The following is a 24,952-nucleotide window of genomic DNA, read 5'->3' as shown; positions in this document are numbered from 1 at the left end:
AATGCCGCTTCGCCTCAAAGTCAACGATATCGCCTTCTTCGAACGGCCGCTGGCCTTCGCCCGGCCGTTCCGTTTCGGCGCGGTGACGATCACCGCGTCGACGCAAGTTTTCGTGCGGGTCGGGATCGAGGTGGAGGGCAAAGGCCGCGCGACCGGCGCCAGCGCCGAAATGCTGGCGCCGAAATGGTTCGACAAGCGGCCGCATCTGACGGCCGAGCAGACGGTCGACGAGCTCCGCCGTTCACTCGCGATCGCGCGCGAGCTCTATCTGGCGAACAACGGCTTCGACACCGCGTTCGGCCTGCATGCGGCTTGTATTGGTGCTCAGGTCGAGGCTTGCGCGAAGGAAGACATTCCGCCGCTTGCCGCTGCTTTCGGCCCGGCGGAGATCGACAAGGCGATCCTGGACGGCTTGCTGCGTGTAGTGGGTGTCAACTTCTTCGATGGCATGACCGGCAATATCGCTGATATCGACGCGCGGCTGACGCCGGATGTCGACGACGCGGCCATCGCGTGGTTTCTTTCGACACGTAAGCGGCTTGATCGTGTGGCCGTCAGGCATACGGTTGGGATGGACGACACGATTGAAGGCGAAGGCGGTGTCGCCGACGCAGTCGAGAATGCCGGTGCGCGCTATTTCAAGCTCAAGCTGAACGGCGATCCTACTCATGACGCGGCGCGGCTGGCGCGGATCGGCAGCGAGCTTGCAAGGCTGCCCTACGCCGCCAGGGTCACGCTCGACGCCAACGAGCAGTATGCCGACCTTGCCGCGCTGAATGCGCTGGTCGACCGGCTCGACCATGACGCGGCGCTTAAGCCGATCGCGGCAAACCTGCTCTATATCGAGCAGCCGATGCCGCGCGATATCACGAAAGCTTCGCCGCTCGGGGGACTCGCCGCGCGCAGCTTCATCATCGACGAGGCCGACGATTCCTACGATACGTTCCCGCAGGCGCGGGCGCTCGGCTATCGCGGCATCTCCTCGAAATCGTGCAAGGGCATCTACAAGTCGATCATCAATGCGACGCGTGCGGCAGCATGGAGCGCGGATGGTGACCGCTATTTCATCAGCGGCGAGGACCTGACCTGCCAGGCCGGGCTCGGCGTGCAGCAGGACCTCGCGCTCGGGGCGCTGATCGGTGTCCCCCATGCAGAACGAAATGGACATCATTACGTCGACGGCTTTGCCGACACCCCGGCCGATGAGGCCGATGCCTTTCTCGCCGCGCATCCCGATCTCTACACGCGCGCCGGCGGCAAGGTTCGCCTTTCGATCCATGACGGCGACCTCCTGACCGGATCGATCGCCGCCGTGCCGGGCTTTGCCAGTTCGATCCATCCGGACTGGTCCACGATGCAGCCGCTGAAGCGGCCCACACCACGCGTTTCGCAGGAGCAGACAGTATGACGACCAAACGCCTCGGCCTGATCATGAACGGCATTACGGGCCGGATGGGTCTCAACCAGCATCTGATCCGCTCGATCGTTGCGATCCGCGAGCAGGGCGGCGTGCTTCTCGCGAACGGCGACCGCATCATGCCTGATCCGATCCTGGTCGGCCGCGACGCCGAGAAGGTCGCTAGCCTGGCCAAACGCTACAACATCGAGCGCCACACCACCGATCTCGACCGCGCGCTGGCCGACAAGAATGACACCGTGTTCTTCGATGCCGCCACGACGCAGGCGCGGCCCTCGCTGCTGACCAAGGCGATCAACGCCGGCAAGCATGTCTATTGCGAGAAGCCGATCGCGACCAACCTCGAGGAAGCCGTTGCGGTCGTGAAGCGCGCCAATGCTAAGGGCCTCAAGCACGGCACGGTGCAGGACAAGCTGTTCCTGCCGGGCCTGAAGAAGCTCGTCTTCCTGCGCGACTCCGGCTTCTTCGGCCGCATGCTCTCGGTGCGGGGTGAGTTCGGCTACTGGGTGTTCGAGGGCGGCTGGCAGGAAGCGCAGCGGCCGTCCTGGAACTACCGCGCCGAGGATGGCGGCGGCATCATTCTGGATATGGTCTGTCACTGGCGCTACGTGCTCGACAACCTCTTCGGCGAAGTCGAAAGCGTGGTCTGCATCGGCACGACCGATATCCCCGAGCGCTATGACGAGAAGGGCAAGAAGTACCAGGCGACCGCCGATGATTCCGCCTACGCCACCTTCAAGCTGAAGGGCGGCGTGATCGCCCATATCAACATGAGCTGGGTGACGCGGGTCTACCGCGACGATCTCGTCACCTTCCAGGTCGACGGCACCCATGGCTCGGCGGTGGCGGGCCTGACCGACTGCGTGATCCAGGCGCGTCAGGCGACGCCGCGGCCGGTGTGGAATCCGGACGAGAAGCGGCTGCACGATTTCTACGCCGACTGGCAGAAGCTGCCCGAGAATGTCGTCTACGACAACGGCTTCAAGGAGCAGTGGGAGATGTTCATCCGCCATGTCTGCGAGGATGCGCCCTACAAATATACGCTGCTCGAGGGCGCCAAGGGCGTGCAGCTCGCCGAATGCGCGCTGAAGAGCTGGAAGGAGCGACGCTGGATCGACGTCGCCCCGATATCAGTCTGAGAAAGGACGTTGTCATGAACAAGCCGGTCCTGCCGATATCGTCGCTGTCGCTGAAGCTGCCGACCGCCGAAGGCGGCCTCGAAACCTATCGCCTGGCGGCGTCGCGGACTTTTCCGGCGAGGCTCGAGGGCACGCTTAATCGTGTTGCGTTCTCTGCCGCCCATGTGGTCGCCAATCCGCGCGCCGACGTCGATCCGTGGCTGACGGCCGCGATCGACTGGGACAAGACGATCGCGTTCCGCGAGCACGTCTGGGACCTCGGCCTTGGCGTGGCCGAGGCGATGGACACCGCGCAGCGCGGCATGGGACTGGACTGGGCGACGTCGCTCGAACTGATCCAGCGCTCGGTGAGAGCGGCGAAGGCCAGGGGCAATGCGATGGTGTTCTCGGGCGCCGGCACCGATCATCTCGCGGTGGAGGACGCCAAATCGATCGACGACGTGATCCGTGCCTATGAGGAGCAGATCGCGGCGGTGGAGAAGGCCGGCGGGCGCATCATCCTGATGGCCTCGCGCGCGCTGGCAAAGCTCGGCAGGAATGCGGACGATTACGCGAAGGTCTATGACCGCGTGCTGGCGCAGGTCCGTGAGCCTGTGATCATCCACTGGCTCGGCGACATGTTCGATCCGGCTCTGTCAGGCTACTGGGGCACGGCCGATCTCGACAAGGCGATGGACATTGCGGTTGCGATCATCAACGCCAACGCGGCCAAGGTCGATGGCGTCAAGGTTTCGCTGCTCGACAAGCAGCGCGAGATCGACATACGGCGGCGGCTCGACCCGCGGGCGAAGATGTATACCGGTGATGACTTCAACTACGCCGAACTGATCGCCGGCGACGACAAGGGCTTCTCCCACGCGCTGCTCGGCATCTTCGACGCGATTGCCCCCGCCGCGTCCTACGCGCTGTCACGCCTGGCTGCCGGCGACGAGGCCGGCTTCCATGACGTGCTGGGACCAACCGTGCCGCTGTCGCGCCACATCTTCAAGGCGCCGACGCGCTTCTACAAGACCGGCATCGTGTTCATGGCTTATCTCAACGGCCACCAGGATCATTTCACGATGGTCGGCGGGCAGGAGAGCGCGCGTTCGACCCTGCATCTCGCCGAACTGTTCCGGCTCGCCGACCAGGCGGGGCTGCTCGCCAATCCGGAACTCGCGACGCGCCGGATGACGGCGATCATGGCCACGCGGGGCGTTGACGCCTGATGCGCGACTTTTCCAACGACCACCGCTGGCTGTCGCTGAACACCGCGACCGTCCGCAAGCAGGGCGATCTCCTCGCCATCATCGAGGCCTGCGCGCGGCACGGCATCCGCGCCATCGATCCCTGGCGCGACCAGGTCGCAGCCGTAGGCCTCGACCGCGCGGTGCGCGCGACCAAGGACGCCGGGCTCGATCTCTCAGGCTATTGCCGCGGCGGCATGTTAACCGCTGATGGCGCCCATCGCAGCGAGGCGCGCGACGACAATCGCCGCGCGATCGACGAGGCGGCCGCGCTCGGCGCCTCCTGCATCGTGCTCGTGGTCGGCGGCCTGCCGCAATATTCACGGCCGGGCAGCGCGGCCTCGAAGGACATCGTGGCGGCGCGCAACCAGGTGCATGACGGCATCGCCGAGATGCTGGACTATGCCAAACAGGCGAAGCTGCCGCTCGCGATCGAACCGCTGCATCCGGCCTATGCCGCCGACCGCGCCTGCGTGAACACCACGAAGCATGCGCTCGACATCTGCGACGCGCTCGATCCCGGCCGCACCGGTTCGATCGGCGTTGCGCTCGACGTCTATCACATCTGGTGGGATCCCGAACTCAAGAGCCAGATCGCGCGCGCCGGCAAGGATCGGCTGCTCGCGTTCCACGTCTGCGACTGGCTGGTGCCGACCAGGGACATCCTCAACGACCGCGGCATGATGGGCGATGGCGTCATCGACATCAAGTCGGTGCGCGCAATGGTCGAGGCGCAGGGCTTTGCCGGCTATTCGGAGATCGAAATCTTCTCGAATGACTGGTGGACGAAGCCAATGGATGCGGTCCTGACGACCTGCATCGAGCGGCATCGGACGGTGGTTTGACCCAACCACCGGTTCGGTGGACAAGGCGAAGCGTGCCCGTTATTCCGAATGCTGTGGGTGTGAACGGCACTTGGGGCCGTTGAACTCCGCGGTCGGAACCTTCGGAGCACGACATGCGCCTGAGCGATTGCCACAATTTCCATGATTTCCGCGAACTGGCGCGGCGGCGGCTTCCGGGGCCGATCTTCGACTATATCGACGGCGGGGCGGACGATGAGACGACGCTTCGGCAGAACACCGCGAGCTTTGAGCGTTGCGATCTGGTGCCGAATATCTTGCGCGGCGTGGAGAACGTGGATCTCTCGGTCACCGTGATGGGCCAGAAGCTGGCGACGCCGTTCTATTGTTCGCCAACCGCGCTGCAGCGTCTGTTTCATCATCAGGGGGAACGGGCCGTCGCCGCTGCGGCGGCGAAATACGGAACGATGTTCGGCGTGTCCTCGCTCGGGACCGTGAGCTTGGAGGAATTGCGCAAGGCCTACGATACGCCGCAGGTCTATCAGTTCTATTTCCACCGGGACCGAGGCCTGAACACGGCGATGATGCAGCGCGCCAAGCAGGCCGGCGTCAACGTGATGATGCTGACCGTCGACAGCATCACCGGCGGAAACCGCGAGCGCGACCTGCGAACCGGGTTCTCGATTCCTTTCCAGCTGACGCTTGGCGGCATGCTGCAATTCGCCATCAAGCCGGCGTGGGCCATCAACTATGTCACCCATGAAAGCTTCAAGCTGCCGCAACTCGACGAGCATGTCGATATGAGCGGCGGTGCGATGTCGATCGGGCGCTATTTCACGGAAATGCTCGATCCTGCGATGAGGTGGGATGACGTCGCGCAAATGGTCCGGCAATGGAACGGCCAGTTCTGCCTGAAGGGCGTCATGTCGGTTGATGATGCCAAACGCGCGGTTGAGATCGGCTGCACCGGCATCATTCTGTCCAATCACGGCGGCCGGCAGCTCGATGGCTCGCGGGCGGCGTTCGATCAGCTGGCCGAGATCGTCGATGCCGTGGGCGACCGGATCGATGTGATGATGGACGGCGGCATCAAGCGGGGCAGCCATGTGCTGAAAGCGCTGTCGCTGGGCGCCAAGGCCGTCGGCCTCGGACGTTTCTATCTCTATCCGCTGGCATCGGCCGGCCAGGCCGGAGTCGAGCGGGCGCTTGGACTGCTGCAGGCGGAACTGGTGCGGGACATGCGGCTGATGGGGTGTTCCTCGATCAGCCAGCTCTCCCGCGCAAACCTGCGATTCAGATAGCCGCGCGGCCGGCCAGCGTAACTATCCGGCCGTCACGAAAGGTCTTGTATCAACGCGACGCCGATCTGCTCCAGCGCCCAGTCGACCTGATCGGGCGTAATCACCAGCGGCGGTGCGATTCGGATCGTGTGGTCGTGGGTGTCCTTGGCAAGGATGCCTTTCTCGCGCAGCAGCTCGCAATAGCGGCGCGCAGGACCGGCCTCGGGGTGAAGCTCGACCGCGAGCATCAGCCCGCGTCCACGCACTTCGCGAACCGTGTTGGCGCGGATGCTGCGTAAGCCATCGAGGAAGCGCGCGCCTTCGATGGCCGCGTTCTCGATCATGCCTTCGTCGACCAGCGCGCGCAGCGCCGCGCGTGCCACCGCGCAGGCGAGCGGATTGCCGCCGAATGTCGAGCCGTGCTGGCCGGGCCTCAGCGTGCCGAGCACCTCGTTGTTGGAGAGTACCGCCGAGACCGGATAGAAGCCGCCGGACAGCGCCTTGCCGAGCAGCGTGACGTCGGCCTCGATGCCCTCGTGCTGCTCCGCCAGCAGCTTGCCGGTGCGGCCGAGCCCGGTCTGGATCTCGTCGAGGACCAGCATGATGTTGTTGCGGGTGCAGAGCGCGCGGACTTCGGCGAAATATCCCGCAGGCGGAATGATGACGCCGGCCTCGCCCTGGATCGGCTCGACCAGGAAGGCAACGGTGTTCGGCGTGATCGCATCCGCCAGCGCCTTGGCGTCGCCGAACGGGATGATTCTGAATCCCGGCGCGAACGGGCCGAAATGCGCGCGGGTGTCCGGGTCGGTGCTGAAGCCGACAATCGCCAGCGTGCGCCCATGGAAGTTATCGGCGCAGACGATGATCTCGGCCTCGCCGTCAGGCACGCCCTTGACCTCATAGCCCCATTTGCGCACCGACTTGATCGCGCTCTCCACCGCTTCCGCGCCGCTGTTCATCGGCAGCACCTTGTGCGATCCGGTCAACTCGGCGAGTTCCTCGTAGAACGGGGCGAGCTGATCGTTGTGGAAGGCCCGCGAGGTCAGCGTCAGCCGGCCGGCCTGCTCCACCATGGCGGCGAGGATTTTTGGATGGCAGTGGCCCTGATTGACCGCCGAATAGGCGGACAGGCAATCGAGATAGCGATTGCCATCGGTATCCCAAACCCAGACGCCTTCGCCGCGCGACAGCACGACGCCGAGCGGCGCGTAGTTCTGGGCGCCAAACTGCGCTTCCCTCGCAATGAAATCGGTGACTGGCGGACGCATGTCTCGTCACTCCAGTTGTGACGGCACCAAGGGTGCCGTCCCTGCACATTATCACTGATTTGGGTATCGGCCCGCGCGGCTTAAAGGATTGCTGTGGACCAAATTCGGTCCATTCTGGTGGCGCTGTGCTACGAATCCTGATCGCGGTGCGCGATCTCGAGCGTGACGAGCCGGGCGAGCAGTGTCGCGGGATAGAGCTGGCCGAAGATCGCCTCGACATTGCACAGGCTGCGCGCAATCGGATGCAGCGGCGCGACATCGCCATAGCCTGTTGTCGTAAGCGTAGCGAAGGAGAAATAGATGAGCTGGCTTGCGAGCGACGGACGGTCCTCGACCTTCATGCCGGCAAACGCATTCGGCACCAGCGTGCCGATGAAGGTGTAGAGCGCCGCGAAGATCACCGCCACCGTGAGATAGAGCAGGACCGCACCGATCACCCGGTGATAGGTGACGCGTCCCGGCGCGAAGATCGCGCGCGCCACCGTCACCGCCATGGTGATGCCGACCAAGAGCCAGGAGCCGGCGAACAGATTGAGGTCGAGGATCGAGGGCGAGCGCAGCCGCAGGATCGCGCCGGTCACGATCATCGCCAGCGCGACCAGCATGGTGACGACGGCGATGGCGCTGCCCGACATCACGAACACGCCGCCGACCAGGAAGATGGCGAGCAGCAGCTCGAACACCTGGAATTCGAACAGGCCGAGTGCCTGCAGTGGCGCCACCACGAACATCATGACGAGGAGCACCCCGGTCAGCACCGTCAGCAGCGAATCGCCCCAGCGCTCGCGCAGTTGCTCTGTCGTCATCGGGTCACGCGTCGCGCCGGCATGGCACGCTGAGGAAGCCGCGGAACCGCACCCGGCCGCCGCGCACCGGCTCGCCGTCGAGCACATAGTTCGGGAAGCGCGCCAGGAACCGCGAAATCGCGATGGCGCCCTCGAGGCGCGCCAGCGCCATGCCGGCGCATTGATGCGCGCCGGTCCCGAAGGCGAGGTGACGGTTCGGCGTGCGTGCGACGTCGAAGCCTTCAGGGTTTGGGAATTGCGCGGGGTCGCGGTTGGCGGCGCCGATGCACAGCGTGACCAGCGTGCCGGGGGGCATCTTGATGCCGCCGAGCTCGGTCTTCTCCACGATCATCCGGTTGCCGAGCTGGTTCGAGCTCTCGTAGCGCAGCATCTCCTCGACCGCAGTCTTGATCAGCTCGGGCTGCGCGATCAGCCGCCGCTTCTCCTCGGGATATTGGGTGAGCGTCACCAGCCCGTTGCCGATCAGGTTGGTCGTGGTCTCGTGACCAGCGTTGAGCAGGAAGATGCAATTGTGCAGCAATTCCTTCGCGGTCAGCCGTTCGCCATTGTCCTCACCCTGGATCAACCGCGTCAGCACGTCGCGTTCGGGATTGCCCGGTTTGGCGCGGCGGCGCTCGACCAGTGTTTCGAGGTAGGCGAGGAAATCCTTCACCGCGTCGTTGCCTCGGTCGAACGCGTCCTTGCCGATCACGGGCTCCAGCGCGCCCAAAATCGCCAGCGACCAGTCGCGCAGCGGCTCGCGCTCGTCGTGCGGCACGTCGAGCAAATTGCCGATCACCTCGACCGGGATTGCGGAAGCAAAGTCGCCGATCAGCTCGAAGCGGTCTTTCGTGGCGATCCGGTCGAGCAGGCTGTCGACGAGCGCAATCAGGTCCGGCTCCATGCCGGCAATCGCCCGCGGCGACAATGCGCCCATGATCAACCGCCGGACGCGGGTGTGCGCCGGCGGGTCGTTGAAAACGAGGCTGGTCGTGTGGTGCTCGTAGAGCAGCGAGTTGCCGTATTTCGGCAAGAACTCCTTCTTCTTGTCGGAGGAGAACGTCTTGGTGTTTTTGTAGGCGGCGATCAGGTCGTCGTAGCGGGTGAGGAAATAGCAGCCGTTCGGCAGCCGCTTGACCGGCGCGTGCTCGCGCAGCGCGCGATAGGTCGGGTAGGGGTTCGCGTAGAAGTCAGCCGTCAGCTTTTCCAGGTCGAAGCCGTCAGCCAGCTCTCGCGCGTGCCCGTTCATGGCGATCCAGCCCAATTGGTTTCATTTGCAACTATCGTAAGCCGCGGCCGGCGGCCGCGCAACATCATTTACAGCGACCTGGAACAGCGCGCCGCGCGTCGCGCGATGCGAGCAAATCGCAGAGCCATATGCGGTTTTGCACTTTGATGAAGCGCGCGCACCCCTCTACAGTCGCGGCCAAACAATCAAGATCGGAAACGCCGATGCATGCCCGAGCCGACACCGCGGCCTCCTGGCCCGAGGAGATTTTTTCGATTCTGCAGCGCTTCGAGGTGCGTCAAGTGCCCTACGTGCCGGACGCCGGGCATTCAGAGCTGATCGAGCGCGTGCTGGGATCGTCCTCGATGCGCGGCATTGCACTGACCACCGAGGAGGAGGGCGTGGCGCTGCTCGCAGGCGCCTGGGCCGGCGGCCAGCGCGGCGTGCTGCTGATGCAGTCGAGCGGGGTCGGCAATTGCATCAACATGCTGTCGCTGGTGCAGATCTTCCGCCTGCCGTTCCTGACGCTGGTGACGATGCGCGGCGAATGGGGCGAGTTCAATCCCTGGCAGGTGCCGATGGGCTCGAACACGCAAGGGATTCTCGAATTGGCGGGGATCAAAGTGCTGCGCGCCTCGCGTCCGGACGAGGTGCGCGAAGTCGTCGAGGCCGGGGCGGCGCAAGCCTACAACGCCTGCACGCCAACCGCCGTCCTGCTGTCGCAGCGCCTGATCGGGGCAAAGGTCTTCACCAAATGAGCAAAGCCAATCTCCTCGACCGCCGCGCCGTCGTTGCCGAACTGCTGCGAGATCGCAAGGGCGCCTTCGCCGTCGGCGGCCTCGGCGCCTCGACCTATGACATCGCCGCCGCCGGCGACCACGATCGCAACTTCTATCTCTGGGGCGGCATGGGCGGCGCGGTGATGATCGGGCTCGGCCTCGCGCTGGCCCAGCCGACGCTGCCGGTCGTCGTGATCACCGGCGATGGCGAAATGCTGATGGGGGTAGGCAGCCTCGCGACCGTCGCGTTGCAGCAGCCCAAAAACCTCTCGATCATCGTGCTCGACAACGAGGCCTATGGCGAGACCGGCGGCCAGGCCAGCCATACCGGCGGGCCCGCCGACCTCGTGGGTGTTGCCAAGGCCTGCGGAATCGCGGATAGCCGGGCGATCAGCACGATGGCCGAGGTCGAGGCTTTTGCTTCGTCTTTGCAAGACGTTACGGCGGGACCGCGGTTCGCCAGCGCGAAGATCGACGGCGCTAATCTGGAACGCGTGCTGTCGAGCCGCGACGGCACCTACATCGTCAACCGCATCAGGGGGTCGGTCGGACACACTCCGATATAAAGTGACTTTCGCGGTGCAATAGAACCTTGACTTTTGGTAAAGTGAGTGATTACTCACGACCCAAATGTCTACATTACGCATGACGAGTGACTTGCGGCGTCAGTTGATCCTGAGCGCCGCCAAGCGGTGTTTTGCCCGCAACGGCTTTGCCGGCACCACGACAAAGAGCGTGGCGGCCGCGGCTGCCATTTCGGAAGGGCTGTTGTTCAAGCACTTTCCGTCGAAGGCGGCGCTGTACGCCGAAATCCTTGCCGAGGAGTGCGAGGCGGATCCCGATCTCGCGCATCTGCTCGGCCAGGATCCCTCCACTGCGACGCTGGTCGAACTGGTGCAGGGCATGGTCGGCCACTTCATGCAACTGCGCGACGCGCCGGACCAGGAAGAAGCGCAACGGATGCGGCTGATGGTGACGAGCCATCTCGACGACGGCGAGTTTGCGCGCCTGCTCTACGACAAGGTCGGCAAGCTGATCGGCCCGACTTTCGCCGCTTCACTCGAGCGCGCGATCGCGGCCGGCGAGGCGACGCGGATCGGCGACGAGCCTCTCAACCTGTTCTGGTTTGCGCACCACACCGTGCTTATGGCTGCGCTGACGCAGCTGCCTGCGACACCGTGCCTCCCCTATGGCGATGCCGCCGCGGCCGAGCAGCAGCTTTGCCAGTTCATTCTTCGCGGCATCGGACTTACCGAAGCCGCAATTTCAACTCATTTGGGCCGCCAGCCGTCGCCGAGCGCAGGACCGTCGGTAACTGCAGAAAGTGCATGACATGAATATTCAGACCGAAGGCCACATCTCGGGGCAACCGATCAAGGAAAAGCAAGCCAAGCGCCCCGTCCGTCTGGTGCGCTGGTTCATCATCGTGGGACTGTTGCTGGCTCTGCTGGTCGGCGCGCTGGTCGGCTTCAATGCCTTCCGCAGCCACATGATCGCGCAATTCTTCGCCAATAATAAGCCGCCGCCGTCGAACGTCTCGGTCGCCGAGGCGAAGACCGAGGTGATTCCGAACCTGCTGACCGCCGTCGGCGACCTCGTCGCCGTGCACCAGGTCAATGTCACGACCGACGTGCCGGGCCGCATCACCGAGATCCATTTCACCGCGGGTAGCCATGTGAAGGCGGGCACGCCGCTGGTGCAGTTGTTCGATGCACCGGAGCAGGGCGACCTCGCCAGCTTCAAGGCGCAGGCGACCGTGGGCGAGCAGCAGCTCGATCGCGCCAAGCAGCTTGCGTCGCGCCAGTTCGGGCCGCAGTCGACCGTCGACACGGCGCAGGCGACCTACGACCAGGCCAAGGCGGGCATTGCCAAGACCGAAGCGCTGATCTCGCAGAAGCTGGTGCGCGCGCCGTTCGAAGGCGATCTCGGCGTTCGCCAGGTCGAAGTCGGCCAGTATCTGACGGCCGGTACGCAGATCGTGTCGCTGACCGATCTGTCGGTGCTGTACGCCAACCTGACCGTGACCGAGAAGCAGAGCTCGCAGATCAAGGTGGGCCAGGTCGTGCGGGTCGCCGTCGACGCCTATCCGGGCCGCACCTTCGAGGGCAAGATTACGACCGTCGAGCCTCAGATCGCGACCGAGACCCGCAACATCCGGGTCCAGGCGACGATCCAGAATCCGGACAGCATCCTCAAGCCCGGCATGTTCGCGACCACCACGATCGTGATGCCTGAGAAGCCGCCGGTCGTGACCATTCCCGAAACCGCGGTCGACTACACGCTGTACGGCGACTCCGTGTTCCTGATCACCGAGAAGAAGGGCGAGGACGGCAAGACGACCCTGACCGCCGACCGTACCTTCGTGAAGACGGGCAACCGCGTCGAAGGCCGCGTCGAAATCCTCAAGGGCCTGAAGGCCGGGGACAAGGTCGTGGCCGTCGGCCAGATCAAGCTGCAATCGGGCATGGCGGTTGCGATCTCGAACGATCCGCCGCCGCCGGTTCCGGCCGAGCCGCCGCGCTACTGAGCCCGATCATCTAAACCCGGAGGGCCGATTGGCCCTCCGCCACATGTTGCCGCAACCGGCAGACAACACGAATCGAGTTGGCGATGGCCTTCACTGATATTTTCATCAAGCGCCCGGTGCTGTCGGTCGTCGTCAGCCTGCTGATCCTGTTGATCGGCTTGCGCGCGGCGATGGTGCTGCCGATCCGGCAATATCCGAACCTGTCGAATACCGTCGTGACGATCACGACGTCATATCCCGGCGCGTCGCCCGAGCTGATCAACGGCTTCATCACCACGCCGATCGAGCAGGCCGTCGCTTCGGCCGAAGGCGTCGACTACATGACGTCGAACTCGGTGCTCGGCACCTCGACGATCCAGGTCTACGTCAAGCTCAATCACGATCCGAACCAGGCGCTGACCGAAGTGCTCGCCAAGGTCAATTCGGTCAAATATCTGATCCCGAAGGAAGCCTTCGACCCCGTCGTGACCAAGGCGACCGGTGACACCATCGCCGTGATGTATCTCGGATTCTCCAGCGAGGAGCTGACCGGATCGGCGATCTCGGACTATCTGACCCGCGTCGTGCAGCCGGTGCTCTCGACGGTCGACGGCGTCGCATCGGCCGACATCCTGGGTGGCCAGACCTTCGCGATGCGCGTCTGGCTCGATCCGACCCGCATGGCCGGACGCGGCGTATCGCCCAACGACGTTGCGGCTGCGATCGCCGCCAACAACTTCCAGGCGGCCGCCGGCCAGACCAAGGGCTTCTTCATCGTCTCGAACGTCTCGGCCAATACCGACCTTCAGAACATCGATCAGTTCAAGCGAATGATCGTGAAGGCGAAGGATGGCGGCTTCGTGCGCATCGAGGACATCGCGACGGTGGAGCTTGCAGCGCAGAGCACGGACGCCAGCGTCGCCTTCAACGGCGAGCATGCGATCTTCATCGGCATCAAGGCGACGCCGCAGGGCAACCCGCTGACCCTGGTGAAGGGCGTGCGCGCGCTGTTCCCCGACCTCGAGCGCAACCTGCCGCCGTCGATGAAGATGAAGGTGGCCTACGACTCCACCAAGTTCATCCAATCGTCGATTGACGAGGTCCAGAAGACGCTGACCGAAGCGGTCCTGATCGTCGTCGTCGTCATCTTCCTGTTCCTGGCCTCGCTGCGCTCGGTGATCATCCCCGTCGTCACCATTCCGCTGTCGCTGATCGGCGTCTGCATCCTGATGCTGGCCGCAGGCTTCAGCTTCAACCTGCTGACGCTGCTGGCGATGGTGCTGGCGATCGGTCTCGTGGTCGACGACGCCATCGTGGTGGTGGAGAACATCCATCGACATCTCGAGGAAGGCCTGCCACCAGTGCAGGCATCGCTGAAAGGTGCGCGCGAGATCGTGGGCCCGGTCGTCTCGATGACGATCACGCTGGCGGCGGTGTACGCGCCGATCGGCTTCCTTGGTGGCGTCACCGGCACGCTGTTCCGCGAATTCGCCTTCACGCTGGCCGGCTCGGTGATCGTGTCGGGCGTGATCGCGCTGACACTGTCGCCGATGATGTGCTCGGTATTCCTGAAGAACACGGAGGAGGGGCGTTTCGCCAAACTGGTCAATCGCGTGTTCGGCGCGTTGACGCGCGCCTATGGCCGCCAGCTCGACCGTTCGCTCGACTACCGCCCGATCACGGCGCTGTTCGCCGTGACCATCCTCGGCCTGGTCGGCTTCCTTTATATGCATATCCAGAAGGAGCTGGCGCCGCAGGAGGACCAGGGCATCGTGTTCGCGGTGACCAAGGCGCCGAAATACGCCAACATCGACTACATCGATTTCTACGGCGACAAGATGGACAAGGAGTTCCAGAAGTTTCCCGAGACCGACCTGCGGTTCATCCTGAACGGCATCACCGGTCCGCAGGGCGGCTTCGCCGGCATGCTGCTCAAGCCGTGGGATGAGCGCAAGCGCTCGGCCCAGACGCTGCAGCCGCTGGTGCAGGCCGAGTTGTCGAAGATCGAGGGCGTCAGCGCATTCGCGTTCAGCCTGCCGCCATTGCCCGGCGGACCCGGCGGTCTGCCGGTGCAGATGGTGATCTCATCGACGGCCGGATTCCAGCAGGTGTTCGACCAGATGAGCAAGCTGAAGGATGCCGCGCGCAAGAGCGGCCTGTTCATCGTCACCGACAGCGACCTCGACTTCAACCAGCCGGTGGTCCGGGTGAAGGTCGATCGCTCCAAGGCGAGCGACCTCGGCATCACCATGCAGTCGATCGGCGGCGCGCTGGCGACGCTGCTCGGCGGCAACTACGTCAACCGCTTCAACCTCGAAGGACGCTCCTACCAGGTGATCCCGCAGGTGCCGCGCGCCAGCCGGCTCGCGCCGGAATCGTTCGACAACTACTACGTCCCGACCGCGACCGGCCAGCTGGTGCGGCTGTCGACCGTGGTCACGGTCGAGACCGGCGTCGATCCGAACGCGCTGACCCACTACAACCAGCTCAACTCGTCGACCTTCCAGGCGGTGCCGATGCCCGGCGTCTCGATGGGGCAGGCGGTGGAGTTCCTGCAGGGTGAAGCCAAGAAGCTGCCGTCCGGCTTCAGCTACGACTTCCTGGCCGACTCCCGGCAGTACGTCCATGAAGGCAACCAGCTGCTGGTCACCTTCGCGTTCGCCATCATCATCATCTTCCTGGTGCTGGCGGCGCAGTTCGAGAGCCTGCGCGATCCGTTCGTGATCATGATCTCCGTGCCGATGGCGATCGTCGGCGCCTTGATCCCGCTGTTCTTCGGCGTCGCCACCATGAACATCTACACCCAGGTGGGCCTGCTGACGCTGGTCGGACTGATCACCAAGCACGGCATTCTGATGGTGGAGTTCGCCAACGAGCTGCAGCTCAAGGAGGGACTGGACCGCCGTTCGGCGATCGAGATGTCGGCCCGGATTCGTCTGCGTCCGATCCTGATGACGACGGCGGCCATGGTCACCGGCCTGCTGCCGCTGCTCACCGCCTCGGGCGCCGGCGCCGCCAGCCGCTTCTCGATCGGGCTCGTGGTCGTCACCGGCATGACGATCGGCACGCTGTTCACGCTGTTCGTGCTGCCGATGGTCTACACGGTGATCGCGACCGACCACCAGGCCGCGGCCCGGTCCGAGCGCGCCAAGCAGATCGCCGACTACGAACTCGATGCCCGCGACGGCGCACTGAAGCCGACCTGAGCCCTCCAAGCTCATGCTCGCAGGAAAGGCGGCGCTGGCGAAAGCCACTGCCGCCTTTTCTTTGTCCCGTGATAGCCTTTGCCGAAGGGCGGCAGAAAGTACTCGCCGCGAAGAGAGGAAACAGGCATGGCGAGCGAGTTTGCTGCGGGCAATTACCGGTTCATTCCGGCCGTGTTCCAATATTCGAGCGGTGCGCAGGCGAACGCCGGCTATGAGATCGAGCGGGTGCGCTTCGATCGGCTGGTGCCGCTGGCGGAAGGCTTTGCGCGGATTGCGGCGTACATCAAGGACGCCGGCCGGCCGCTGACCTCGTTCTGCGCCTGCGAACTGCGTTCGCCGGCTGCCTTTACCGAGGACGGCTTCCGCGCCTTCAACCAGCACTACGTCAAGACGCTGGCCGAATGGGGCCTGTTCGACGGCACCATCAATCCGGTGGCGCGCAGCAATGTCTGTCCCGAGATCGATCCGCCGGCCGAGCCGTCGTTCTACGCCTTCTCGTTCACGCGGCCGAGCACGAGCGTGTCGCCGTCCTTCGTCATCGCAGGCGGCGCCGAGGCCCGCAGTGGCACTGCGAGCTACCCCGACCGCATCGTTTGCTATCGCGATCTCAGCCCCGGCGCGTGGCGTGAGAAGGTCCGCTTCACCACCGGCGAGATGGAACGCCGTCTTGCCGAGTTCAGCTTCGGCTGGCAGGAGACGACAGCGGTGCAGGCTTATACCGTCCACGACATCCACGTCGTGATCGTCGACGAGCTGGTCCGCCGCGGCGCCACGCGCTCCGGCCTGACCTGGCACTTCTGCCGCCCGCCGGTGGTCGATCTCGAATACGAGATGGATTGCAGGAGGGTGCTGCGCGAGGTGGCGATCTAGATCGAGAGATGCGGTCTGTATGACCCGTCATCCTGAGGAGCCGCGAAGCGGCGTCTCGAAGGATGCACGGCCACAGTCGGGCCGTCGTGCTTCGAGACGGCCGCTGCGCGGCCTCCTCAGCATGACGGTGAGATATTTACCGCGCCTTCGGATCGAGCGCGTCGCGGAGGCCGTCGCCGACCAGGTTGAACGACAGCACGACCAGGAAGATCGCAAGCCCCGGCCAGATCGCCATCCATGGTGCGCTGGTCAGGAAACGTTGCGCGGCGTTCAGCATGCTGCCCCAGGACGGCGCCGGCGGCTGCTGGCCGAGGCCGAGGAAGGACAGCGCGGCCTCGGCGATGATCGCGGCCGCGATCGACAGCGTCGCCTGCACCAGCAGCGCCGGCAGGATGTTGGGCAGGATGTGGACCAGCGCGATGCGCCAGCGCGGATTGCCCATGGCGCGCGCCGCCTCGACATAGTCCTCGACCTTGACGCTCATCACCTGGCCGCGGGTCAGGCGGATGAAGATCGGGGTCGCCGAGACGCCGATCGCGATCATCGCATTGCCGAGGCTCGGGCCGAGAAACGCCGCGAGCGCGATCGCCAGGATCAGGAACGGGCAGGCCAGCATCGCGTCGGTGATGCGGCTGATCAGCGCGTCGATGAAGCCGCCGCGATAGCCGGCGAGCAGCCCGAGCGGCACGCCGATCGCAAGCGCGATGCCGACCGAGGTGACGCCGGCAAGCAGTGAGGCGCGGGCGCCGAACACGACGCGCGCGAGGACGTCGCGGCCGAGTTCATCGGTGCCGAACCAGTGCTGCATCGACGGCGGCTTGCGGACCAGCGACCAGCTCGTGGCGATCGGATCGTAAGGCATGATCAGCGGCGCGAAGACGGCGAGCAGAATGAAGAGCGCGATCACGGCGAGACCGAGCACGGCGCCCTTGCGCCTGATCAGCCGCCGCCAGGCGCGCCGTGCTGGGCTCTCCAGCGTCTCGGCGACTGCAAGCGGAGCTGATGTCCCGAGTGCGGCGTCGGTCATCCGGTCAGCCCCTCAGCCGCGGGTTGACCAGGATGTAGGCGATGTCGGCGATCAGGTTGAGCGTGATGTAGATCGTCGCCGTCGTCAGTACCACGCCCTGCACGACCGCATAGTCGCGGTTGAACACGGCATCGACGATCAGCTTGCCGAAGCCCGGGATCGAGAAGATCTGCTCGGTGAGCACCGCACCAGACAGCAGCGTGCCGAGCTCAAGCGCGCCGAGCGTGATGATCGGCGTCAGCGCGTTGCGCATCGCATGCTTGAGGATCACCGTGCGCTCGGACAGGCCTTTGGCGCGCGCAGTGCGGACATAGTCGCTCTCGAGCACCTGCAGCATGGCGCTTCTTGTGTGCCGCATCAGGATCGCCGCGATCGCGTTGCCGAGCACGAAGGCCGGCATGATGGTGGCGGCAAGGCTGGCGCGCCAGTTCTCGGTGAGCGGCACATAGCCAGAGGCCGGCAGCCAGCCGAGTTCAATGGAGAACAGGAAGATCAGCATGATGCCGAGCCAGAAGTTCGGCGTCGAGATACCCCACAGCGCGAACAGATTGGCGCCGTAATCCCAGGCGGTGCCTTTCTTCACCGCCGAGACGATGCCGGCGGGAATGCCGATCAGGAAGGCGATCACGATCGCCATGGCCGCGAGCTGCAGCGTCACCGGCAGCTTCTGCGCGATCAGTTCCAGCACCGGCATCTTGTTGCGCAGGGACTCGCCGAAATCGCCCGACAGCACGCCCTTGATCCAGTAGACATATTGCACCGGGATCGGCTGATCGAGATGGTACTGTGCGCGGATCTGCGCGATCACGGCAGGATCCCGCTCCTCGCCGGCCATCACCAGCGCCGGATCGCCCGGCAGCAAATGCTGCAGCGAGAAGATCAGCACCGAGACGAAGAACAGCGTCGGCACGATCTGGACCAGCCGCTTGGCGAGGAAGTTCAGCATGGCCGTGCTTTTGTCCTCGGGGTCGACACGATCATTTCAGCTTCAGCCCGACCACGCGCACAAGGCCATCGGGCATCTGCTTGTAGCCGTCGAGCTTGGTGGTGTGCGCGATGATGATGCGGCGGTGGTAGATATAGAGGATGGCCTCGTCCTCGAGCTCCAGCTTGGTCAGCTTGGCGTAGATCGCCTTGCGCTGCGCCATGTCGGTGGTGAGGCGGGCATCGTCGAGCGCCTTGTCGGCCTCGGGATTGGCCCAGGCGCTATAGTTCTGCGGCGCGTCCTTGTGCAGGAAAACATAGGAGTTGCCGTCCGGATCGATGCGGCCGCTCCAGGCCAGCATATAGGCCTGGTATTCGCCGGCTTCGGCCTGCTTCAGCGATGTCGCGAATTCGGTGACCCGGATCTTCATGTCGAAGCCGGCTTCCGCCGCCATCGATTGGATGACCTGTGCGGTGGCCTCGGTCTCCGGGCCCTTCGGCACCATGAAATCGACGCCGACCGGCGGCGTCACGCCGGCCTCCTTCAACAGTGCCTTGGCCTTCTCGACATCGCGCGGCCGGATCGGAAAGTCCTTCTGGTAATAGGGGTGATCCGGGCTCAGCCACTGGTTTCCGGGCTTGAACTCGCCGTTGAACACGACCTGGTTGATCGCCTCGCGGTCGATCGCAAGATCCAGCGCTTGCCGGACTTTGGCGGATTGGCTGAGGGGACCCTTGGCCTTGTCCTTGCCGATGTTGAGCGTGATGCCCTGATAGCCGAGCTCGATCGCGCTCGACACCTTCAGGCGCGCATCCGCGCGCACATCCTTCAGGTCGGTCGCCAGCACGCGCTCGATCAGGTCGAGCCCGCCCGACTTGAGATTGGCGAGCCGCACAGTGGAGTCGACGATCGGCAGGTAGACGATACGATCGATGAAGACGTTGTCCTTGTTCCAGTAGTCGGCAAATTTTTCGAGCACGATGCGGTCCTGCTGCACGCGCTCGACGAATTTATAGGGGCCGGCGCAGACCGGATGCAGGCCGAACTTGTCGCCGGCGGCTTTGGCGGCCTTGGGCGACACCATCATGCCGGCGCGATCGGTGAGCTGCGCGATCAGGGGCGAGAACGGCGCCTTGAGCACCAGCTTGATGGTCAGGGGATCGACGGCGTCGATGTGATCGATGCTGGCAAGCTCCGGCTTGCGGAACGAGCCGGGGAAGGTCAGATGCCGCTCCAGCGAGAATTTGGCCGCCTCCGCATCGAGCGGCTCACCGTCCTGGAACTTGACGCCGGGCCGTAGCTTGATCGTGACCTCCTTGCCGTCGGCGGAGGCCTCGTGCGACAGCGCGAGCTGCGGCACGATGTTGAGCTTCTCGTCGATGTCGAACAGCTTGTCGCACAGCGCAGCGAACACGATGCGGCCGACATAGGTCCGCGCCATGGTCGGATCGAGCACGTCGGGATCTTCGGCTAGCCCGATCCGCAGCGTGGTCTGGGCTTCGGCCTGGACCTGGGCGCTTGCCGCCAGCGACAGCAGCAGGGTGGCGGCGGCCGCCGCCAAACGAAACATCCTCATCGCGCAACTCCCTATGATCATGCCTGCGGCGCCGTCCCGAAATGACCAACCCCGCTGCGCCCGGTCCCTTCCGTGCCACCGCTAAAGGCCGCGACCAGTTTTTCGAGTGCAGGCGAGAAGGCGCCGTCGGAGGGAACGATGTTCTCCGCAGGCGGCAGTTCTGCCGTGCGGTGACAGGCCGTGGCGTGGCCCGTGGCGTCCGCCAGCAATTGTGGACTCTCGCTGCGGCAGCGCGCGATCACATAGGGACAGCGGGTATGGAAACGGCAGCCCGAGGGTGGATTGAGCGCACTCGGCAGCTCGCCCTCCAGCACGATGCGGCTGCGCCGGGCGCGCGGCTTCGGCACTGGGATCGCCGACAAAAGCGCACGGCTGTAGGGATGGCGCGGCGCGGCGAACAGTGCTTGTGCCTCCGCCGTCTCGACGATGGTGCCGAGATTCATCACGGCGACACGGTCGGCGATGTGCTTCACGACGGCCAGATCGTGCGAGACGAAGACGTAGGCGAGCTTCAGGCGATCCTGCAGGTCGCGCAGCAAATTCAGGATCTGCGAGCGGATCGAGACGTCGAGCGCCGACACCGGCTCGTCGCAGATGATCAGCTTCGGCTCGACCGCAAGGGCGCGCGCAATCGCGATGCGCTGGCGCTGGCCGCCGGAGAATTCATGGGGATAGCGGCGCGCAAAGCGCGGCTCGAGCCCGACCAGACGCAACAGCTCCTCGACCCGCTCACGGCGGGCCGCCGGCGGGACAAGATTGTGCAGCGCCAGCGGCTCGGTCAGGATCTGGCTCACCGTCATCCGCGGGTTGAGCGAGGCGTAGGGGTCCTGGAAGATCAGCTGCGCGTCGCGGCGGAACGCGCGCAGCTGCTCGGCGTTGAGCGCGCCGAGGTCGCGGCCTTCGAAGGTGACGCGGCCAGCGTCCGGCTCGATCAGCCGCAGCACCAGGCGGCTGACGGTTGATTTGCCGCAGCCGGATTCGCCGACCAGCGCCAGCGTCTTGCCGGCCTCGACCGTGAAGCTGACGCCGTCGACCGCCTTCACATGGGCGGTCGGCCGGCCGAACACCGAGCGTTCGGCGACGAAATGCTTCACCAGCCCTTCGACCTCGAGCAGCGCAGTCATTGGCGTGGCGTCCGGCTGTCGCGTCCCGGGCGCAGTGCAACGCGAAGTGTTGCACTGCTGAACCGGGACCCATGTCTGCCATCAGATGCAGCTGGCCCCGGTTCAGCGGTGCACCACTGCGCTGGGCTTGTGCTGCACCGCGCCCGGGACACGAGAAGGGTGAGTGCGGCGACGGTCATGACACGAGCCGCTCCAAGGGCGCGCGGATGCAGCGCGAGGCATGGGTCGTGCTCAGCGGCGCGAGCGGCGGCGGCGACCGGGTGCAGGCATCCTCCACGAACGGGCAGCGCGCGGCAAAGCGGCAGCCTGCCGGCGGGTTCATCATGTTCGGCACCATGCCCTCGATGGTGGCGAGATGGCTGGTGCGACGGTCGAGCCGCGGGATCGAGCCGAGCAGGCCGACCGTGTAGGGATGCTGCGGATTGGCAAACAGCTCGTCGACCGGCGCGCGCTCGACGATCTCGCCCGCATACATCACCGCGACTTCGTCGCAGACCTCGGCGACGACGCCGAGATCGTGGGTGATCAGGATGATCGCAGCCCCGCTCGCGGCCTTCAGCTCGCGCATCAGATCGAGAATCTGTGCCTGCAACGTGACGTCGAGCGCGGTGGTCGGCTCATCGGCGATCAAGAGCTGCGGATCGCAGGCCAGCGCCATTGCGATCATCACGCGCTGGCGCATGCCGCCGGACAGCTTGTGCGGAAATTCGTCGATGCGCTTCTCGGGCGAGGGAATATGCACGCGGCGCAGCAGCTCGATGGTGCGCTCGCGCGCCGCGCGCCGGGAGCCGCCGCGGTGGCGCAAAATGGTCTCGGCGATCTGGTCGCCGATGGTGAAGCTCGGGTTGAGCGAGGTCATCGGCTCCTGGAAGATCATTGCGAGACGATTGCCGCGCAGGTCGCGCAACGTCGCATCCGGCACGTCGAGCAGGTCGAAGCCTTCGAAGCGGATCGCGCCGGAGACCGCTGCGGACTGCTTCGGCAACAGCCCCATGATCGCGAGCGAGGTGACGCTCTTGCCGCAGCCGGACTCGCCGACCAGGCCGAGCGTGGCGCCGTTGGCGACGGACAAATCGACGCTGTCGACGGCATGCGTGGTGCGGCCGTCGTCGCCATGGAAGGTGACGCGCAGGCCCTCGATCTCGATCAGCGGGCCGGCGCTCATTCGCGGCTCTTGGTTGCCGCTGCGATGCCGGCGTCGATCCTGGCGCGGTCGCTGGTTCCGGCCGGGTTGTCGCGGGTCGGCATGAAGTCCCGGAACGGCACCCAGTGTTCGCGGCTGACCGCTTCCAGCCGTTCCAGCTCGCGCAAGGGATCGGCGTGGTCGTCGACCCGCAGGTCGAGCAACGGCCATTGCTCGGTTCCGTGGATCAGAAGGGCCGCCGATTGCTTGCCGCGCTTGTCGCCGCCGGCCGCTTCGCCGGCGAACATCGCCTTGATCAGCCGCTCCGCGAACGGCAGCTGTCCGTTCGCGGCATAGACGCGCGCGGTCTCGTCGAGCACCGCAGGGCCGGCCAGCATGTTGCCGGCGATCGAGAAACCGTCGCCGGCGATATGGCCGAACCAGTCGATGCAATCCTTGCCGGAATGCGCGGCGATCCGGCCCTTGCTGTCCATGACATGCACCTGCCGGCTCTCGCGGCCGCCGTCGGGTGCGAGCAGCGCCGCGATCGTCTCATGCGGGCTGTTGCCGTCGCGCAGCAGCGCGAGGCCATCGATGCCGTAATAGGGATTGACCAGCGCCTGCGTCGCGATGGCGCCGATCCCGGGCGCAATGTGCGGCACGAGTGCGCCGACCGCGAAGAACCGCGTCGCGACGGCGATGCCGAGCTGGCCGGTGGCGCTGTCGCGGGCGATGATCGACCAGGTCATCCGAAACCTCTAGCGGCCTGCGGCGTAACCCTGCATGCCGCGCGGGTTGGCGGCGGCGCGGCGGCGGGGGCCGACCTTCGAGGCCGCGGTGAGGCGGCCTTCCGACCAATCGGGGCCAATCTCCACCACATGGCCGCGGTGTTTCAATTCGTCGATGGTCGATTTCGGCACGCGATTTTCCAGCACCAGCACGCCGGGGCGCGAGGTGCGCGGCCAGAACGAGATCGGGAAATGCTCGGAGTGCCAGGCCGGCGCGTCGATCGCTTCCTGCAAATTCAGCCTGGCGTGGACGTGGCGCAGGAAGAATTGCGTGATCCACTGATCCTGCTGGTCGCCGCCCGGCGAGCCCCAGGAGAGATACGGCTCGCCGTCGCGCCACGCCATGGTCGGCGACAGCGTGGTGCGCGGCCGCTTGCCCGGCGCCAGCGAGGCAGGGTGGTTCTCCTCCAGCCAGAACATCTGGGCGCGGCTGCCAAGGCAGAAGCCGATCTCGGGAATCACCGGCGAGGATTGCAGCCAGCCGCCGGATGGCGTCGCCGAGATCATGTTGCCGGCCTTGTCGATGATGTCGAAATGGACGGTGTCGCCGCGCACCTCGCCGAACCGGCCGACCGTCGGTTCGCCCGCGCCCATGGCGCCGACCGCCTCGCGATGCCCTTCGGCGTGTCGCAGCTTCACGACGCCGCCGAAACCTGCGACCGAGCCGGGGCGGAAGTCGAGCGACGCCTTGTCCTTTGAAATCAGCTTGCGCCGTTCGTTGTTGTAGGCATCGGACAGCAGCGTTTCGATCGGGACGTCCACGAACTTCGGGTCGCCGTAGAACGTCTCGCGATCGGCATAGGCAAGCTTGGCGGCTTCGATCTGCAAATGGATGAAATCGGGGCCTGCGGGATCGAGCCCGTCGAGTTCAAAGCCCTTCAGCAGCGCGAGCTGCTGCAGCATCACCGGACCCTGGCTCCAGACGCCGCACTTCTGCACGGTGTAGCGGCCGTAATCGTAGGTCAGCGGCGCCTCGATGGTCGGCTGCCAGCGCGCCATATCGTCGGCCGACAGCACGCCACGATGCGGCGAGCCGGAGACGTCCATCACCTCCTGGGTGCGGCAGAACTTGTCGATCGCCTCGGCGACGAAGCCCTTCGACCAGGCCTGCCGCGCGCGCTCGATCTGCGCCACGCGGTCGCCGCCTGCGCTCTCCGCCTCGGTCAGGATGCGCGCGTAGGTCTCCGCGAGCTTCTTGTTGGTGAACATGGTGCCGGGTTTCGGCACCTCGCCATCAGGCAGATAGACCTCGGCCGACGTGGGCCAGTATTTCCGGAACAGCTGCTCGACGGTCTTGATGGTGGCGGAGGCGCGCTCGACCAGCGGATGGCCGTCGCGCGCATAGGCGATCGCGGGCTCCAGCACGTCGCGCAGCTTCATCGTGCCGTAGTCGCGCAGTAACAGCATCCAGGTTTCGAACGTGCCGGGCACGCAGGCGGCGAGCAGGCCGGTGCCGGGCACCATTTCGAGGCCTTCGCTGCGATAATGCGCGATCGTCGCTTTCGCCGGCGCCGGGCCCTGGCCGCAGATCACTTCGGTTTTGCCGCGCTTGACGTCGTGCACGATGATCGGGACGTCGCCGCCGGGGCCGTTCAGATGCGGTTCGACCACCTGCAATGTGAACGCCGCGGCAACGCCGGCGTCGAAGGCGTTGCCGCCCTTCTCCAACGCCGCCATGCCGACGGCCGTCGCGATCCAGTGGGTCGAGGTCACGACGCCGAAGGTGCCCTCGATCTCGGGCCTTGTGGTGAACGGATCGGGGTTGACGTTGCTCATGGGGCTGCGCTTCCGGCTGGGTCTCTCAACGGGTCTCTTGGCGCGCGCACTTGATCACAGGCCGGCTGGTATGCCAACCGCTTGGTGGACATGGCCGCTCCCATCC

Annotated in this window: 21 protein-coding genes; 11 read left to right on the top strand and 10 right to left on the bottom strand. The window is 65.3% G+C overall.

Annotation, left to right across the window (positions count from 1 at the left end):
* Position 1 precedes the first annotated feature (1 nt).
* The 5 genes from ACE10Z_RS31550 to ACE10Z_RS31530 all read left to right on the top strand — a co-directional run bounded on the left by ACE10Z_RS31550 (position 2) and on the right by ACE10Z_RS31530 (position 5,886).
* The gene (locus ACE10Z_RS31550) at positions 2-1,408 is read left to right on the top strand and encodes a hypothetical protein (protein WP_375784255.1); all 1,407 of its coding nucleotides are present in this window, start codon (positions 2-4) and stop codon (positions 1,406-1,408) included.
* Entirely contained in the window at positions 1,405-2,556 is a 1,152-nt protein-coding gene (locus tag ACE10Z_RS31545) for a Gfo/Idh/MocA family protein (protein ID WP_375784254.1), read from the top strand. The genes ACE10Z_RS31550 and ACE10Z_RS31545 overlap by 4 nt, the downstream gene beginning before the upstream one ends.
* A 14-nt stretch (positions 2,557-2,570) precedes the next feature.
* Positions 2,571-3,764, top strand: coding sequence for a dihydrodipicolinate synthase family protein (locus ACE10Z_RS31540; protein WP_375784253.1), 1,194 nt, complete (start codon positions 2,571-2,573; stop codon positions 3,762-3,764).
* A complete protein-coding gene (locus ACE10Z_RS31535; RefSeq protein ID WP_375784252.1) occupies positions 3,764-4,627 on the top strand; it encodes a sugar phosphate isomerase/epimerase family protein in 864 nt (287 codons plus the stop codon). Before ACE10Z_RS31540 ends, ACE10Z_RS31535 begins: the two co-directional genes overlap by 1 nt.
* 113 nt (positions 4,628-4,740) lie before the next feature.
* Positions 4,741-5,886, top strand: coding sequence for an alpha-hydroxy acid oxidase (locus ACE10Z_RS31530; protein WP_375784251.1), 1,146 nt, complete (start codon positions 4,741-4,743; stop codon positions 5,884-5,886).
* A gap of 32 nt (positions 5,887-5,918) precedes the next feature.
* Here ACE10Z_RS31530 and rocD read toward each other — a convergent pair whose 3' ends face one another.
* The 3 genes from rocD to ACE10Z_RS31515 form a co-directional block, all read right to left on the bottom strand.
* Positions 5,919-7,133 (bottom strand): ornithine--oxo-acid transaminase, encoded by a 1,215-nt coding sequence (gene rocD, locus ACE10Z_RS31525; protein ID WP_375784250.1) that lies wholly within the window; start codon positions 7,131-7,133, stop codon positions 5,919-5,921.
* Between the two features lie 128 nt (positions 7,134-7,261).
* Complete coding sequence (locus ACE10Z_RS31520; protein WP_375784249.1) at positions 7,262-7,939, bottom strand: ion channel; 678 nt, start codon at positions 7,937-7,939, stop codon at positions 7,262-7,264.
* A gap of 4 nt (positions 7,940-7,943) precedes the next feature.
* A complete protein-coding gene (locus ACE10Z_RS31515) occupies positions 7,944-9,167 on the bottom strand; it encodes a cytochrome P450 (protein WP_375784248.1) in 1,224 nt (407 codons plus the stop codon).
* 203 nt (positions 9,168-9,370) lie between these two features.
* Here ACE10Z_RS31515 and ACE10Z_RS31510 point away from each other — a divergent pair, with 203 nt between their 5' ends.
* From ACE10Z_RS31510 to ACE10Z_RS31485, 6 genes are all read left to right on the top strand, one after another.
* A complete protein-coding gene (locus ACE10Z_RS31510; RefSeq protein WP_092124983.1) occupies positions 9,371-9,904 on the top strand; it encodes a thiamine pyrophosphate-binding protein in 534 nt (177 codons plus the stop codon).
* Positions 9,901-10,491, top strand: coding sequence for a thiamine pyrophosphate-dependent enzyme (locus tag ACE10Z_RS31505; protein WP_375784247.1), 591 nt, complete (start codon positions 9,901-9,903; stop codon positions 10,489-10,491). Before ACE10Z_RS31510 ends, ACE10Z_RS31505 begins: the two co-directional genes overlap by 4 nt.
* Before the next feature lie 64 nt (positions 10,492-10,555).
* Positions 10,556-11,257 carry a TetR/AcrR family transcriptional regulator gene (locus ACE10Z_RS31500; RefSeq protein WP_375784246.1) on the top strand — a complete coding sequence of 234 codons (702 nt, stop codon included), beginning with the start codon at positions 10,556-10,558 and terminating at the stop codon, positions 11,255-11,257.
* Between the two features lies 1 nt (position 11,258).
* Complete coding sequence (locus ACE10Z_RS31495) at positions 11,259-12,452, top strand: efflux RND transporter periplasmic adaptor subunit (protein WP_375784245.1); 1,194 nt, start codon at positions 11,259-11,261, stop codon at positions 12,450-12,452.
* 83 nt (positions 12,453-12,535) lie between these two features.
* On the top strand, positions 12,536-15,637 hold the full coding sequence (locus ACE10Z_RS31490) for a multidrug efflux RND transporter permease subunit (protein WP_375784244.1): 3,102 nt from the start codon (positions 12,536-12,538) through the stop codon (positions 15,635-15,637).
* Between the two features lie 126 nt (positions 15,638-15,763).
* Positions 15,764-16,507 (top strand): hypothetical protein, encoded by a 744-nt coding sequence (locus ACE10Z_RS31485; RefSeq protein ID WP_375784243.1) that lies wholly within the window; start codon positions 15,764-15,766, stop codon positions 16,505-16,507.
* A 136-nt stretch (positions 16,508-16,643) separates the two neighbouring features.
* On the opposite strand, the gene ACE10Z_RS31480 is transcribed toward ACE10Z_RS31485, so the two are convergent.
* From ACE10Z_RS31480 to ACE10Z_RS31450, 7 genes are all read right to left on the bottom strand, one after another.
* Positions 16,644-17,534: an ABC transporter permease gene (locus ACE10Z_RS31480; RefSeq protein WP_375784242.1), complete on the bottom strand. Its 891-nt coding sequence runs from the start codon at positions 17,532-17,534 to the stop codon at positions 16,644-16,646.
* Between the two features lie 4 nt (positions 17,535-17,538).
* Positions 17,539-18,480, bottom strand: coding sequence for an ABC transporter permease (locus tag ACE10Z_RS31475; RefSeq protein WP_375784241.1), 942 nt, complete (start codon positions 18,478-18,480; stop codon positions 17,539-17,541).
* A gap of 31 nt (positions 18,481-18,511) precedes the next feature.
* On the bottom strand, positions 18,512-20,035 hold the full coding sequence (locus ACE10Z_RS31470) for an ABC transporter substrate-binding protein (protein ID WP_375784240.1): 1,524 nt from the start codon (positions 20,033-20,035) through the stop codon (positions 18,512-18,514).
* Positions 20,036-20,052: 17 nt separating this feature from the next.
* Positions 20,053-21,159 (bottom strand): ABC transporter ATP-binding protein, encoded by a 1,107-nt coding sequence (locus ACE10Z_RS31465; protein ID WP_375784239.1) that lies wholly within the window; start codon positions 21,157-21,159, stop codon positions 20,053-20,055.
* A 175-nt stretch (positions 21,160-21,334) separates the two neighbouring features.
* Entirely contained in the window at positions 21,335-22,324 is a 990-nt protein-coding gene (locus tag ACE10Z_RS31460; protein WP_375784238.1) for an ABC transporter ATP-binding protein, read from the bottom strand.
* Positions 22,321-23,031, bottom strand: coding sequence for a DUF1028 domain-containing protein (locus ACE10Z_RS31455; RefSeq protein WP_375784237.1), 711 nt, complete (start codon positions 23,029-23,031; stop codon positions 22,321-22,323). Before ACE10Z_RS31455 ends, ACE10Z_RS31460 begins: the two co-directional genes overlap by 4 nt.
* A gap of 9 nt (positions 23,032-23,040) precedes the next feature.
* On the bottom strand, positions 23,041-24,846 hold the full coding sequence (locus tag ACE10Z_RS31450) for a gamma-glutamyltransferase family protein (protein ID WP_375784236.1): 1,806 nt from the start codon (positions 24,844-24,846) through the stop codon (positions 23,041-23,043).
* Positions 24,847-24,952 lie beyond the last annotated feature (106 nt).

The sequence above is a fragment of the Bradyrhizobium sp. Pha-3 genome (genome assembly GCF_042258615.1).
In the GTDB taxonomy this organism is placed as follows: Bacteria; Pseudomonadota; Alphaproteobacteria; order Rhizobiales; family Xanthobacteraceae; genus Bradyrhizobium.
Note: the sequence above shows the minus strand (reverse complement) of the source record. Positions and strands in the feature narration are given on the sequence as shown.